Annotated in this window: 16 protein-coding genes and 1 riboswitch; of the genes, 1 reads left to right on the top strand and 15 read right to left on the bottom strand. The window is 42.8% G+C overall.

Annotated features, from left to right (window positions below):
- Positions 1-5 precede the first annotated feature (5 nt).
- The 14 genes from DFR59_RS13055 to DFR59_RS12990 form a co-directional block, all read right to left on the bottom strand.
- Positions 6-674: a methionine ABC transporter permease gene (locus DFR59_RS13055; protein WP_114746098.1), complete on the bottom strand. Its 669-nt coding sequence runs from the start codon at positions 672-674 to the stop codon at positions 6-8.
- Positions 667-1,695, bottom strand: coding sequence for a methionine ABC transporter ATP-binding protein (locus tag DFR59_RS13050; protein ID WP_114746097.1), 1,029 nt, complete (start codon positions 1,693-1,695; stop codon positions 667-669). The genes DFR59_RS13055 and DFR59_RS13050 overlap by 8 nt, the downstream gene beginning before the upstream one ends.
- Positions 1,696-1,863: 168 nt before the next feature.
- Positions 1,864-1,971: riboswitch (SAM riboswitch) on the bottom strand.
- 100 nt (positions 1,972-2,071) lie between these two features.
- Positions 2,072-2,458, bottom strand: coding sequence for an SCP2 sterol-binding domain-containing protein (locus DFR59_RS13045; protein ID WP_158538385.1), 387 nt, complete (start codon positions 2,456-2,458; stop codon positions 2,072-2,074).
- Between the two features lie 163 nt (positions 2,459-2,621).
- Positions 2,622-3,887, bottom strand: coding sequence for an MFS transporter (locus tag DFR59_RS13040; protein WP_114746095.1), 1,266 nt, complete (start codon positions 3,885-3,887; stop codon positions 2,622-2,624).
- 133 nt (positions 3,888-4,020) lie between these two features.
- A complete protein-coding gene (locus tag DFR59_RS13035) occupies positions 4,021-4,329 on the bottom strand; it encodes a thioredoxin family protein (RefSeq protein ID WP_114746094.1) in 309 nt (102 codons plus the stop codon).
- A gap of 196 nt (positions 4,330-4,525) precedes the next feature.
- A complete protein-coding gene (locus tag DFR59_RS13030) occupies positions 4,526-4,858 on the bottom strand; it encodes a toprim domain-containing protein (protein ID WP_114746093.1) in 333 nt (110 codons plus the stop codon).
- Between the two features lie 328 nt (positions 4,859-5,186).
- A complete protein-coding gene (locus DFR59_RS13025) occupies positions 5,187-5,432 on the bottom strand; it encodes a YusG family protein (RefSeq protein ID WP_114746092.1) in 246 nt (81 codons plus the stop codon).
- 105 nt (positions 5,433-5,537) lie between these two features.
- Positions 5,538-5,921 carry a glycine cleavage system protein GcvH gene (gene gcvH / locus DFR59_RS13020; protein ID WP_114746091.1) on the bottom strand — a complete coding sequence of 128 codons (384 nt, stop codon included), beginning with the start codon at positions 5,919-5,921 and terminating at the stop codon, positions 5,538-5,540.
- Positions 5,922-5,996: 75 nt separating this feature from the next.
- The gene (locus DFR59_RS13015; RefSeq protein WP_114746144.1) at positions 5,997-6,353 is read right to left on the bottom strand and encodes an arsenate reductase family protein; all 357 of its coding nucleotides are present in this window, start codon (positions 6,351-6,353) and stop codon (positions 5,997-5,999) included.
- Between the two features lie 134 nt (positions 6,354-6,487).
- On the bottom strand, positions 6,488-6,793 hold the full coding sequence (locus DFR59_RS13010) for an ArsR/SmtB family transcription factor (protein WP_114746090.1): 306 nt from the start codon (positions 6,791-6,793) through the stop codon (positions 6,488-6,490).
- A gap of 20 nt (positions 6,794-6,813) precedes the next feature.
- Entirely contained in the window at positions 6,814-7,593 is a 780-nt protein-coding gene (locus DFR59_RS13005) for an SDR family NAD(P)-dependent oxidoreductase (RefSeq protein WP_114746089.1), read from the bottom strand.
- A 139-nt stretch (positions 7,594-7,732) separates the two neighbouring features.
- Positions 7,733-9,517 carry an acyl-CoA dehydrogenase family protein gene (locus tag DFR59_RS13000; RefSeq protein ID WP_114746088.1) on the bottom strand — a complete coding sequence of 595 codons (1,785 nt, stop codon included), beginning with the start codon at positions 9,515-9,517 and terminating at the stop codon, positions 7,733-7,735.
- A gap of 43 nt (positions 9,518-9,560) precedes the next feature.
- Positions 9,561-10,739: an acetyl-CoA C-acetyltransferase gene (locus DFR59_RS12995; protein WP_114746087.1), complete on the bottom strand. Its 1,179-nt coding sequence runs from the start codon at positions 10,737-10,739 to the stop codon at positions 9,561-9,563.
- A gap of 39 nt (positions 10,740-10,778) precedes the next feature.
- A complete protein-coding gene (locus DFR59_RS12990; RefSeq protein ID WP_114746086.1) occupies positions 10,779-13,202 on the bottom strand; it encodes a 3-hydroxyacyl-CoA dehydrogenase/enoyl-CoA hydratase family protein in 2,424 nt (807 codons plus the stop codon).
- Positions 13,203-13,376: 174 nt separating this feature from the next.
- On the opposite strand from DFR59_RS12990, the gene DFR59_RS12985 reads away from it, so the two are divergent.
- Positions 13,377-13,508 carry a YuzL family protein gene (locus DFR59_RS12985; RefSeq protein ID WP_114746085.1) on the top strand — a complete coding sequence of 44 codons (132 nt, stop codon included), beginning with the start codon at positions 13,377-13,379 and terminating at the stop codon, positions 13,506-13,508.
- Between the two features lie 244 nt (positions 13,509-13,752).
- Here the strand turns inward: DFR59_RS12985 and DFR59_RS12980 are convergent, their stop codons facing one another.
- Positions 13,753-14,670, bottom strand: a complete 918-nt coding sequence (locus DFR59_RS12980; RefSeq protein ID WP_114746084.1) for a proline dehydrogenase family protein — start codon at positions 14,668-14,670, stop codon at positions 13,753-13,755.
- Between the last annotated feature and the right edge of the window lie 146 nt (positions 14,671-14,816).

Genomic DNA, 14,816 nt, shown 5'->3' with positions numbered 1-14,816 from the left:
TTCTTTTATCGTTTATCTAATCTTGATGCGATCAAGTCACCAATGAATTGAATGATGAAGACAATGAGCAGGATAATGACGGTTGCCACCAATGTGACATCCTGCCTGCTTCGCTGGAATCCATCCAGGTAAGCCAAATTCCCAAGGCCGCCTGCACCAATGACGCCTGCCATTGCGGTGTACCCGACAAGGGCAATGGACGTTACTGTGATCCCTGAGACAAGTGCTGGCATAGACTCTGGCAGCAGCACTTTGAAAATGATCGTGCTTGTTTTGGCTCCCATGGATCTCGCCGCTTCTATGACGCCTTTATCGATTTCTCTAAGAGAAATTTCAACCATTCTCGCATAAAATGGAGCTGCCCCGATGATCAAGGCCGGCAATGCGGCATCCTCTCCAATGATCGTTCCAATCAAAGCCTTTGTAAAAGGAATCAAGAGAACAATCAAAATGATGAAAGGGATGGAGCGGAAAACATTCACAACCGCTGCTGTTAAACCATTGATTAACTTGTTCTGCCAAAGTCCTCCCCTGGATGTCAAAAAGAGGAGCAGGCCGAGCGCAATGCCTAAAATAAATGTAATGACTACAGAGTAGACCGTCATATATAAGGTTTCCCCAGTGGCCTCCCACATGCGGTCCCATTCTACATTTTCGAATAATTTATCAGCCATTGTTGGATAGCACCTCCACATCTACTTGCTGATCCTTCAAGAACTGGATTGATTTTTCTACAGCTTCTCTATTGCCAGATATCCCGACAAACAAAGTCCCATAAGAGCTTTCCTGTGTAGGGGTGATTTTCCCCTGAAGGATATTGACGGATATATCAAAGTCCCTGATCAGAGTAGTGATCACAGGCTGCTCTGTCCTCTCGCCGATGAAGGTCAGCTTGACAATCTCACCTTCCGGATGCTGTTTCATGAGTACGTCAATGATTTCTTTTGTATCCTGTTGTTCAGTGACCTGCTGAACAAACCGCTTGGTGATATTCTGTTCAGGATGCCTGAATACATCGAGAACTCTTCCTAATTCAACCACTCTTCCGTCTTCCATGACGGCGACCCTCTCACAGATCTTGCGGATGACATGCATCTCATGTGTGATCAGGACAATCGTGAGCCCTAATCTCTTATTAATGTCCACAAGGAGTTCTAAAATGGAATCGGTCGTCTGCGGATCGAGAGCGGACGTTGCCTCATCACAAAGGAGAACTTTCGGGTTGTTGGCAAGAGCACGGGCAATTCCCACTCTTTGCTTTTGCCCTCCGCTAAGCTGTGCCGGATAGGACTTTTCCTTTCCGGACAATCCCACCAGATTAATCAGTTCAGCTACTCTCTTTTCTCTTTGCTGCTTCGGCACTCCTGCGATCTCCAGGGGAAATGCAATGTTTTCTGTGACTGTCCTCGACCAAAGCAAATTAAAGTGCTGGAAGATCATGCTGATTTCCTGCCGGGCTTTTCTAAGGGATGCACCTTTGATTTTAGATACTTCCCTGCCTGCTACCTCCACTTTTCCCTCTGTCGGGACTTCGAGGCCGTTTAACATTCGGATAAGCGTACTTTTTCCTGCACCGCTATATCCAATGACACCGAAAATCTCTCCTTGTTCGATGGATAGATCAATATTTTTAAGGGCGGTAACATCACCGGATTTAGACCTGAATATTTTTTTCACATTCTGAATCTGTATCATAAGAACACCTGCCTTGTTGACTATACTTATCAGTTTAATCAGATTTTTGAATAGACGAAAAATTCCTTTGGCTATAAATACTTCTTTAGTATGCTCAATAGAGGGAAATCAATAAAAAAATGCCTTCCCGCAGAAAAGCAGAAAGGCATTTATATGATAATATCCTTTCTCTCATCTGCCAAAGCAAGCGCTTTGAGTGAATTGGCACCAATTTCAGCATATGCTGACGGTTGCCGGGTTTCATAGGGCACGTCCCTCCACCTCTCGTGATAAGAGCTAATCGACTATTCAATTTAAAATTATCTGATTTAATTCATGTTTGTGATTCTATCACGCACTAAGGTAAGTGTCAATGAATTAATTTCACAAAAAAATATTAACTAATCTTGTAAAGCTTCTCGCTGGTGTCGTTTGTTTGTTCTGTAATTGTTTCATATTGGCGGCACAGCCATAGGATTGACTCTAATAAGAGGAGGCTTCGGAAAGACCCCTCTACAACCCATCCTTCTCTTTTCAATAGTTTCATCAGCATCATTTCACCGCGCAGCAATTGTGAAAATGCACCCTGAGACATGGAGATCTTGATTGTTCCATCTTCCTCTGCCGTTTCCTTAAAAGAAAGGGCGTCCTTCCCTATATCAAGGAACCACTCCTCATTTCCTTCCAACTGAAAGACTGCTTTTATACCCTCTTTCGGCATTAAGGAATGAATGTGATTCCTCTTTTTAAAGTTCGCAGATATTTCCTCGAAATAGGTTTGCATGCATACCGGCCCCTTTGTCCAATTAGTCATACTTACCAATTCCATTCTTTTTCTTATTATCCCTTTATATTTCCTCCGACAAATTCCATTGTCTACCATCAAATGAAGACATGAATTCACAATGACTTCTCTAAACATCCTCTATTTCCTGAGAAATATGTCGTTATCTTGGAGCTAATGTCATTGTTTTTTTCGGCCTTTTTGTTCTGAACATTAAATAAAAGTAAGTGGAGCCGATCAGATATAATCCTGCCGTGATGGTAAAAACATAAGCATATCCCCAATACGAACCGTGCTGACTTACAAACCCCATGGATACTGGCCCCATTAGTGCCCAACCCAAATTGAATACCATCTGATTGATGGAATTGGCCAGACCCTTAGCGGAATCTTCCACTTTCCCCATCATCAAGGACATTTGAATAGGATTCCCGGCGTTCATCAAAGCTTGACGGAATAAGAATCCTGCTGCCGCCAGCCCTAAAGAGTGTGTATAAGCGGTTAAAAGCAAGAATGGGAGTGAAGCCATTTGCAGAATCACCACAGCCTTGACTTCCCCAACCTTTTTGACGACGCGGGGTCCAATGAACATAGCCAGTGCGGTTGCTGCCTGACCAAGGGAAATGATGATGCCTATTGAAGAATTAGAAGCATGGAATCGGTCTGAAAAATAGAGATTCAAATAAGGAATGACCAACCCTGCCCCCACACCGATCAATAACTGCGCAAAAGCAAAAAGAATGATGACCTTTAAATTCTTGATAAGCGGTGAAATGGATGTGCTCTTCACCTGACTATTTTCAGCTTTGATTAATAGCTGAGTTTTATGTTCAGTAATTTTAAAGATTGGAAGAATTCCTGCTAAAAAAATCACGCTTCCTGCAATCAGAGTTATTCGAATGCTTATCAGATCAGATAAAAAGTTCCCGAGACCATCTGTCATGATTCCACCAGCGACACTGCCTACAACATTTGCTGCTGTAGTGAGAGCAAAATGCATGGAGAAAAGCTGAATTCTCTTTGAAGGAGTCGAGTTTTCTGAAAGCAGAGGAATCGTGGATACTTGAATGAACGCCATTGCTGCTCCGCCAAAAAAGGCAGTCAGCGTCAACCACATTTCGCTAGTGGCAGTGCTTCGGAAAATTAACAGGATCCCTGCAGCAAAGCTGCCCCAAAGAATGATTTTCTTCCTTCCGATCCGATCACTTAAAATACCTGCAGGAATCAGGATAATAGCAGTTGCCAAAGATGTCATGGAAATGATTTTTCCGTTCATATTATCCGCGAATCCCAATTCCCTTATATAAAAATTATAGATGACCATGAAGATACCCAAACCAATTTGGCCAAAAATATTTGCTAATATTGCCATACGTATATTTTTATTAAAACTCATCCAGCTTGCATTCCATTTGTTCAACCATCCCATGTTGTTATCCCCCGGAATTTATTTCGATACCCTAAGTAATCATAATCGGGTGGAAAAAGTTTGTAAATATGTTTAGCGCCACTTCCGCAACTATTTTTTTCGACAAAAAAATAACCCTTCGTCTGCTGAAGAGTCATTTCCATTTTTGCAAAAATTGATAAACATGAGGGACAGATTGAAAAGCATACATTTTTTCCTTTTCTACGCCTTGTTGGATTGCAATCAGGCAAGGGACGCTTTCGATTGAGAACGTTTCAGCTAATTCGGGCATGTAATTTAAGTCCGCCTTGCCAAACACTTGCTCCGGCATCATCGCTTCAGTTACTTCAAGCATCCTGCCTGCGACCTGGCAGGTTCCACATAAAGGAGTATAAAAATAGAGAAAAAATGAATCTCCGCCACTCAGTTTTGCTTTAATCTCCTCTTTTCTCCATTGTTCCATGATCTATTAATTCATCCTTTTCTCTAAAGCTCTTTTCTCAAAGTTTGTTGCTTTAGCCATTGAAGCAGGATAGCTTATGCCATCAAAATAGCGTATTTAATTAGAAAAGAGCCTGGATAATTCATTCCAACGTGCCATACAACTAGTTTTAAAATCGGCAGTAAGATTTTAACAACAACATTTACAAAAACAGCCTCTATAAAAAGTCCGTCCTAACATCCAGATTGGCACCTAATAATACTGTTGCAAGATGATATTCGGGGGCTGCCGCCACCTCTCTATACATCCTGTCGATATAGAGATGCTCCGCTTCGGGAAGCTCCCTTTTGAATTGCTTTCTTAGTTTGTCGCCTGAGTCATCTGCATCCACGAGGATATAAACATCTTTTCCAAGCAATTCGTCAATTAGTTCATCTAGTTTTGAGAGGCTTATTGTACCATTTGTACAGATGATTTCTACTTCTTCTTTGAGGATGGGCTGGATTTTGCGCTTGTCCGATTTCCCTTCAACAATTATGACCTTTTCCATAACCATCACCACATTTCTATGAAATCAGCGTGTTCTTAGGTCTTTTCTTTCTTCTATTTTCCCTTGCCGGCGGAGTGTTTGTCAAAGAAATTGTATCCTGCTTAAAAGATTGCTGGGAAAAGATTGAGAGGGAATCCACTCCCTTTCCGCGGACGAACTCGCAAGCCTCCTCGCTTCGCTGTGGGGTCTTGCCAGCCCGTTATTCCGCCGGAGTGTCGCAGATTCCCTCTCAATCACAAAGATCCCCGTCCCAAAGCAAGATAAAAAAGCAGACCCAGAAGATCGTTAGAAACGATCATTCGAGTCAGCTTCTGTCATAAGTTATGAATCAGCACCATCCGCCTTCGTCGCAATCTGTGTAGCGGGCTTCCTTTTGGTCTGGTGCTGAGTAGTTTTGGTAGATTTTGCTGCCTGATGATTCATAGTTGGGTTCCATGGCAAATTCGATATCTGCTCCTTCTGGCAGTTTCATCCTGCCGATGGACTTGCCATCAAGGAATAATTCAATTCCGCTTTCATTTAATCGTCCGACCACCCTGTCGGTCACTTCTGCTTTTTTCGGGTTCAATGTCATTCTTTTCAACCTTCTTCCTTCAAATAGATAGGTTTAGGTTGCCCGAAAAGATGAAATAAAAACAAAAAACTGATCCCTTTCAAGATCAGTTTTTTGTCGCTATTTTTATGCTTCGTTAATCATTTCATCGTATTGTTCAGCAGTCATTAACTGATCAAGTTCGCTTTCATCAGAAGGCTCTACTACGATCATCCATGCTTTTTCGTACGGGGATTCATTGACAAATTCTGGGCTGTCGCTAAGTTCTTCGTTGACAGCAACGACTTTACCGCTTACTGGTGCATAAAGCTCAGATACTGTTTTAACAGATTCTACGCTTCCAAACGGTTCGTCCGCTTTCACTTCATCGCCTACTTCTGGAAGTTCAACGAAAACGATGTCTCCAAGCTCGGATTGTGCAAAATGAGTAATTCCTACGCGGACTTTCCCATCCTCTGATTTTACCCATTCATGTTCTTCAGAATACTTCAATTCTTTCGGTGTGCTCATATGTATCCCTCCATAGCTTTTCTCCATTTAATATTCGCATAATCAATAATCATATTGCAACAAAACAAGATGATTTCAAGCCCAATTTTTTTCGTATTCCGCTTCGTTGAATCCGACAGTGGTTTTCTTTCCGTCGTAAGCAAGCGGCCGCTTGATCAGCATACCCTCGGATGCAAGCAATTCCAGCAGTTCATCTTCTGAAGCGGTGCCGATTTTATCCTTCAATCCAAGCTCCCGATATTTCTGCCCGCTTGTGTTGAAGAACTTTTTCAGTTCCAATCCGCTGTTTTGATACATTTCTTTCAGTTGTTCCTTTGCAGGAGGGTTGTCCACAATGTGAATTTCATTTAAATCTACATTGCTTTCTTCCAGCCATTTTTTTGCTTTGCGGCATGTCCCACATTTAGGATACCAATAAAATGCCAATGCCATCATTTATCACCACCCTATCATATGTTTACCAAATTTAATGACAATAAACAATGAAGGAGCGTTAGAAATCTCCACAAAGTACTTAAATTCGACAGGAAAGGTCCGCTTCCTTCTTTTCTTCATGGAATTTTTCATTAAAAGATACAATCTTCCTCCACTGTTTTGATTAGCTGCTTCAGAAGGTGGACTGCATCTTCCAGCGCTAAGGAGTAGTAGCGCTGGGTTCCTTTTTGTTCGATGGAGACCAGTTTTTGATCTCTCATTATTTTTAAATGGTGAGAAATGGCCGGCCGGGATAATGAAAGATTTTCAGTGATTTCATTGACTGTCAGCGGCTCTTTCTCGGCAAGCAGCAATATGATATCCTGCCTGTTAGGGTCACTCAAGGATTGGAATAACGGGATGCATAACCTGAAAGTATTGATTGCTTCATTTGCCATATCTATTTTTCCTTTCGCACTTATTTGCGTTCCTGCATTTTCCTTACTGTTGCGATGACAGCCTTCCTTGGAAGGAAGCGAATAGCTGTCGCCAAAAATCTATTTTTAGCTCCCGGGATGATGACAGATTTCCCATTCATTAAGCCATCAAAGCCAATTTGGGCTACCTTTTTTGAATTCATCGCACCGCTGCTGAACAGTTTTGACTGTTCCAATTCAGCTTTTTCGCTGAACCCTGTGTGAGTTGGACCCGGACAGAGTGTGGAAACATGGACGCCAGTATCCTTCAGTTCGTTTTCCAGTGCCTCTGAAAAAGAAAGTACATATGCTTTTGTTGCATAATAGACTGCCATTAGGGGGCCTGCCTGAAATGCTGCTGTTGAGGCTACGTTCAGGATTTTCCCATTCTTTCTTTTTATCATATCTTCTGAAAATACCTTTGTCATCGCAGTAAGGGCAGAAATATTCAATTGAATCATATTAAGTTCCTTTTGAAGGTCTGTATCAGCGAATTCACCGAATAACCCAAAACCTGCATTATTGATCAGAACATCAACCGAAACGCCCCTAAGTTTTAACTCGTTATATAGTTCCTGAGGTGCATCTGAAAGAGACAGATCTTTTTCGATGACCATAATGTCATTTTTATATTTTTCCCTTAATTCTGCAGCAATGGTTTCCATCTTCTTGCCGCTTCTTGCCACCATCACAACGGTATAGCTTTTCTCTGAAAATATTTCTGCCAAATCAAGGCCAATTCCGTTTGATGCGCCTGTGATCAAAACTGTTTCGTTCCTCATGATTTACCACCTCTGTTTTATTATGTTTAAATGTTTAAGAGTTTAAACATATAATAAACACTTGCAGTCATAATGTCAATTAAAAAACAGACAAAACCCAGGCATCCTTGATATGCCTGGGTTTTATTATAGTATTTGATTAAACTGTGTAGCGTTCAGCGTCGATCAATTTCGCGGAAGCTTCACGTTTCTTCGCGATGACATTGATTGGTGTATGTCTAGTGAATTTACGCAGTGCAGAAAGCATCATGCGCAGGGCATCCCCATTCTCAACAGCCACCAATGTTTCTTTTGCATGCTGTTCGATTTCGTTGAAAGCTTCTTGGCAGAAGATTTGTGTATAAAGCAATTTTTGCTTCGCTTTTTCTTCGCCTGATTTTTCGAGTGCCTTCTCTGTACGAAGGACAACGGATTCCATTGCATATGCGTTGGAGACGATGTCCGCTATGTTCACCAGGACTTCTTGTTCCTTTTCTAATGCAGGGCCGTATTTTTGAGCAGCAAGGCCCGCCATCATCAAGCCGATTTTCTTAGCGTTTTTCACAAGATATTTCTCTTGCGCCAATGGCTCATCGCCCACTTCTTCCGGCATAAGCATCATAAGTTCTTCTTGCAGTGTCTGTGCTTTTTGAAGAAGCGGAAGTTCGCCCTTCATCGCTTTACGAAGGTAAGTGCCAGGCACCAGGAGTCTGTTGATTTCGTTTGTACCCTCGAAAATGCGGTTGATGCGGGAGTCGCGGTACATTCTTTCAATCTCATATTCTTGCATGAATCCGTAGCCTCCGTGAAGCTGGACGCCTTCATCTACGACATAGTCGAGAACTTCTGTAGCAAAGAATTTGTTCAAAGAACATTCAATTGCATATTCTGCAATCGATTTTGCCACTTCTGCCCCATTTTTTACTTCTTCATCAGACAACTTGCTCATACGGTCTTCGAAGAGTCCTACTGTACGGTATACGGAGCTTTCAGCTGCATATAGTTTGGAAGCCATTGTGGAAAGCTTTTCTTTCGTTAAGTTGAAAGAAGAGATCGGCGTCTTGAACTGTTGGCGCTGATTTGTATATTGGACCGTTACTTCCAACGCACGTTTACTTGCTCCAACTGCTCCAACACCCAATTTATAGCGCCCGATGTTCAAAATATTGAATGCGATGATATGTCCTTTTCCTGCTTGCCCAAGAAGGTTTTCCACAGGAACTTCTGCATCCTCAAGAATCAATGTACGAGTGGATGAACTCTTGATCCCCATTTTCTTTTCTTCCGGACCTGTTGAAACGCCAGGGAATTCTTTTTCCACGATGAATGCAGAGAACTGATCGCCGTTGATTTTAGCGTAGACGACAAATACGTCTGCAAAAGCAGAGTTTGTGATCCATTGCTTTTCACCATTCAGGACATAATGTGTGCCAGCTTCATTCAGTTTCGCGGTTGTTTTTGCACCAAGTGCATCTGAACCGGAGCCAGGCTCTGTCAAAGCGTAGGCAGCAAGCTTTTCGCCTGTAGCCAAAGCTGGGAGATATTTTTGCTTCTGCTCTTCATTTCCGAATAAAACGATCGGAAGAGATCCGATTCCGACGTGTGCGCCGTGGGAGATAGAGAATCCGCCTGCACGTGACATTTTTTCAGCAATCAATGCTGAGCTTACTTTATCAAGGCCAAGTCCGCCGTATTCTTCCGGAACGTCTGCACCAAGGAGGCCAAGGTCTCCCGCTTGCTTCAGCAATTTTACAGAACGGTCGAATTCGTGGTTTTCCAAATGCTCAACTTCTGGCACGACTTCATTCAGTACGTAATCTTCTGTAGTTTTGGCAATCATTTTTTGTTCATCAGAGTAGTCTTCTGGAGTGAAAACCTGTTCGTAGGAAACATCTTCAATTAAAAAACTTCCGCCTTTAACCAATTTCTCAGTTTGATTTGACATTTTCATTTCCTCCTGACAATTTTTAAGGATATATACTTTATGATCAAGAAATTAATTCAAATACTCCTGCTGCTCCCATTCCTCCGCCGATGCACATTGTGACGATGCCGAATTGTGTTTGGCGGCGCTTCATTTCATGTGCGAGGGAGAGGGTCAATTTTGCTCCTGTACAGCCTAGCGGGTGGCCAAGTGCGATGGCTCCGCCGTTTACATTGACGATATCTTCATTCAAGCCAAGCTGACGGATGACTTGGATGGATTGGGAAGCAAAGGCTTCGTTCAATTCGAACAGACCAATATCAGAAAGTTCCAGACCAGCGATCTTCAATGCTTTCGGAATCGCTTCGACCGGTCCGATCCCCATTACTTCCGGTTGTACTCCGGCGACAGCGAAACTTCTGAACTTCAGCATCGGAGCCAATCCAAGGGAGTTGGCTTTTTCGCGATCCATCACCATGACTGCTGCAGCCCCGTCGCTTGTCTGCGAAGAATTCCCTGCAGTCACAGAACCTTTGACGGAAAATGCAGGGCGAAGCTTTCCAAGTACATCTGTTGTTGTCCCTGGACGAACCCCTTCATCCTGCGCGAACGTTACGGTTCTTTCCTGCAGTTTATTTTTGCTGTCGATTGATTTAAGGACCACATCCACAGGTACGATTTCATCTGTAAATCTGCCTTCCGCAATGGCATTCGCTGCTCTTTCGTGGCTTCTCACTGCAAAGGCATCCTGATCTTCACGGCTTACACCATATTTCATCGCTACCTGCTCGGCTGTATGCCCCATGCTCATATAGTATTCCGGTGCATTTTCAGCAATTTGTGCATTAGGTCTTACGACGTGCCCCATCATCGGCACAAGGCTCATGGATTCTGCTCCGCCGGCAATGACGGTATCAGAGTGCCCAAGCATGATGCGCTCAGACGCATAGGCGATCGATTGCAGTCCTGAAGAACAATAGCGGTTGATCGTGATGGCCGGGACATTTGCAGGAAGACCTGCCAAAGCCCCGATATTTCTCGCCATATTCAATCCTTGTTCCGCTTCGGGCATTGCACAGCCCATGATCAAATCATCAATATTTCCTTCATAGTTGCCAGCACGCTTTAATGTTTCTTTAACCACCAGTGCTCCGAGATCATCCGGACGTACATTGGCAAGGGTTCCTTTTTTAGCTCTTCCGATAGGAGTCCGTGCTCCTGCTACGATTACTGCTTCACGCATGTTGTTCCCCCTCTTTCCTAATCCTTGAAATTTTGCTGCTTAGTTGCGAAGCGGCTTGCCTTTGACAAGCATATGCTGCATCCTTTGCTGGGACTTTCCTTCTGCCACCAGGCTCAAGAACGCTTCCCTTTCCAGGTCAAGCAAGTACTGTTCATCTACTTCCGTGCCATAAGGGATTTTTCCTCCGGCAATGACGTACGCTAATTTTTTCGCTATTTTCAAGTCATGTTCTGAGATGAAGCCTGACAGATGCATAGCTTGCGCACCAAGCAGGAGTGTGGCATATCCCGTTTCACCGACAACCGGGACTTTTCTTCTGACAGGAGCCTTATATCCGCTTGCATGAAGGGAAAGGACCGCCTGTTTAGCGTCGTGCAGCAAATGGTCTCCGTTTACACTTACTCCATCTGCTTGATTCAAGAAGTTATTCTCCCTTGCTTCGTCTCCTGAAGTGGATACCTTCGCCATAGCAATTGTTTCGAACACTTTGTTTGCCACTTTTTGAAGATCGAATTCCACTCCATTAGGCAGGCTGTTCAAGTGCTTGATATACAACTCTTTGTTGCCTCCGCCTCCAGGAATGAGCCCAACGCCGACTTCAACCAATCCCATATAGGTTTCCATGGAAGCCTGGATATGTGCTGTTGGAAGACATACTTCAGATCCTCCTCCGAGAGTCATTCCGAACGGAGCAGCGACTACCGGTTTTGTACTGTATTTGATTTTCATCATCGCCTGCTGGAAGTGGCGCACAGTCATGTCGATTTCAAAAACATTGTCATCCTGTGCTTCCATCAGGATCATGGCAAGATTTGCGCCTACACAGAAGTTCTTGCCTTGGTTCCCGATGACGAGCCCTTTGAAGTTCTTTTCGACTTCATCGACTGCAAAATTGATCATTTGGATGATATCCAATCCGATTGCGTTGTTAGGGGAATGGAACTCAAGAAGCGCCACTCCATCTCCTAAATCGATCAGGCTTGCACCGCTGTTATTTTTGATCAATTTCCCTTGTTTCTTTAACAGTTTCAGGTCAATTGCTTTTGGATTTACTTCAACCGGCAGATATTCGCCGTTATGATAGAAATAATTGATTCCTTCTTCTTCCTTATAGAAAGATGTGTTTCCTTTTTCCAGCATGTCTTTTATCCATTGTGGTACTACGATGCCATGCTCGAGCATTTTATTGACGGATTTTTCAAGTCCGATTGCATCCCACGTTTCAAAAGGACCGAGCTCCCAGCCGAATCCCCATTTCATCGCACGGTCGATGGATACAACATCATCTGCGATCGTGCCGTACAATTCTGCAGAGTATGAGAGTACTGGTGCGATGATATCCCATAGAAGGGCTCCTGCTTTATCTTCCGCGTATACAAGCGCTTTCAATTTATTTCGTGAGCCTTTTTCATTTTTGCTCATCTCAAGGGCAGGAGTCTTTAATTTTTTGCGCTCTTCATATTCAAGCGTCTGTGGATTCAATTCAAGGATTTCCTTGCCTTTCTTTAAAAAGAATCCTTGGCCTGATTTGCTTCCTAACCAGCCCTTTTCAAGCATTTGCTTCATGAAGGCAGGAACCTCGAACACTTCTTTTTCTTTTCCTTCTACCTGTTCGTAAACGTTGTTGGCAACATGTACGAACGTATCAAGTCCGACAACATCCAGGGTACGGAACGTAGCGCTCTTCGGTCTTCCGATCAATGGACCTGTAATCGAATCGACTTCCCCGACGCTGTACCCGCCTTTCAGCATTTCCTGAACAGTCACTAAGAGGCCGAAAGTACCGATGCGGTTAGCGATGAAGTTTGGTGTGTCTTTTGCAAGGACGACTCCTTTTCCAAGGACATCTTCACCGAATTCTTTCATGAATTGTACAACGCTCTCATCCGTATGCTTTGTCGGTATCACTTCCAAAAGCTTCAGGTAGCGCGGCGGATTGAAGAAATGGGTGCCAAGGAAATGCTTTTGGAAATCCTCAGATCTTCCTTCAGCCATTGCTTCAACGGAGATGCCTGATGTATTGGAACTGACGATGCTTCCTTGTTTGCGGTACTGCTCAACTTTTTCAAAGACCTGCTTTTTAACATTCAGGTTTTCAACAACTACTTCAATGATCCAGTCGCATTCTGAAAGAGCATGAAGATCATCCTCCAGATTGCCGGCTGTAATTAATTGTAGATTTTTCTTAACTGTCAATGGCGCAGGCTTTTGCTTCAATAATTTTTGAAGAGCCCCCTGGCTGAATTTATTACGGACCTGCGGAGATTCAAGCATCAATCCTTTTGCTTTTTCTTCATCCGTCAAATCTTTAGGTACAATGTCCAACAACAAAGTTGGGATTCCGATATTTGCTAAATGTGCTGCGATGCCGGATCCCATAACTCCAGAACCTAGTACAGCCGCTTTTTTAATTTGCTTAGACAAGGATTTTTCCCCCTTTTGCAATTTTGAATGAATACTCATTCATTTAATCTCCAAAAAAATATCCCACTTGAGTTTGTGATGATACTTCTACTATATAAGATTTTCTGAAATCTCGCAATAATTTAAAGTTTAAAAAAGAAAAATTTTCAAAAAATTTCATCAGCAATCATCTTTTTCGTTTTCGGACATACTAATGTCGGAGGTGAAATAATCATGGCGAAGCAAAAGAAGAATCCTTCCAAGGCGGCTGTCAGTGCTGCAAGCGTAAAAGGAAATGCAGGTCCTACTCCAGAATATGACGGCGGCGGTAAAGTGAACAGCCAGAATAACCAGTTTAAGAAATAAAAGCGGAAGCGGCTGTTTAGAGGCGCCGAGGTTGGACTGAAGTGCTGCGAGATAAAGGAAACACGGTGAGCGCGAGCGAATCGATGTTGACTTATCGTAAGCGCGCTGAGGGAAACCTCCCAGCCTCTAGCAGCTGGAGCTGGATAACTTTCTAGATCCGCGATGAAATACACTGTTTAATCATATTACTTACCAATTTAAAAAACAGCGAAAATCAATGGATTTTCGCTGTCCTTTTCATTTTTTATTTGCCAATGACGCCTTTCAAAACAAAGGCCACGTTAGCTGGACGCTCCGCAAGTCTTCTCATGAAGTAGCCGTACCAGTCCGTACCGTATGGAACATACACACGCATTTTATATCCTTCATTAACCAATTCAAGCTGGCGCTCAGGTCTGATTCCATAAAGCATCTGGAATTCAAATTGATCTTTTGGAATGTTGTGTTCTTTTACAACCTGCTTCGTATATTCAATCATTGAATCATCATGAGTGGCAACAGCTGTATAGTTCCCATTCAACAGATGCATCTTAATGATTTTTTTGTAGTTTTCATCTACGTCCTTTTTCAGCGGGAATGCCACTTCAGGGGATTCTTTATAGGCCCCTTTGACAAGACGGAGGTTTGGAGAATAGGCATTCAGGTCCTCCATATCTTTTTCGGTTCTGTAAAGATATGCCTGGATGACAGTACCGATATTGTCGTATTCGGATTTTAACTGTTTAAAAATCTCGATAGTCTTTTGACAACGGGAGTAGTCCTCCATGTCAATTGTTACAAATACACCGTTTTCTGTTGCAGCATCCAGAATGCGGCGCATATTGTTAAGAACAAGCTCATCGGAAATATCCATGCCCATTGAAGTCATTTTTAATGAAAGCTGTGAGTTCAGTCTTTCTCTTCCAATTGCTTTAATGGCGTCGATGCAGTTATCAGCCATTTCATTTGCTTCTCTTTCGTTATCCACAAATTCACCAAGGTAATCGATTGTGACAACTAGGCCCTTGTGATTAAGGTCCTTAATTACGTCTACAGCCTGTCTGATGGCTTCCCCAGCGACAAAACGTGCAGCACCAAATTTCAAGCCATAGCGCTTGGCCATTTTTGTTAGAAACTTATTTTTTGATAAAAACAAAAAGAAGTTTTTCATGAGTTGTTCCATGGTGGTTCCTCCTAAACTATCAATCTAAATGATGCATGTGTAAACGCTTACTTCAATGGCAAAAAAATAATTATATTAAAATAATCAATTACATCATAACAACACTTTTATTTTATCATTTATGAAAAACTTTGGATATAGTTTTT

The sequence above is a fragment of the Falsibacillus pallidus genome (genome assembly GCF_003350505.1).
Lineage (GTDB): Bacteria > Bacillota > Bacilli > Bacillales > DSM-25281 > Falsibacillus > Falsibacillus pallidus.
This window is presented reverse-complemented; position numbering and strand designations above follow the sequence as displayed.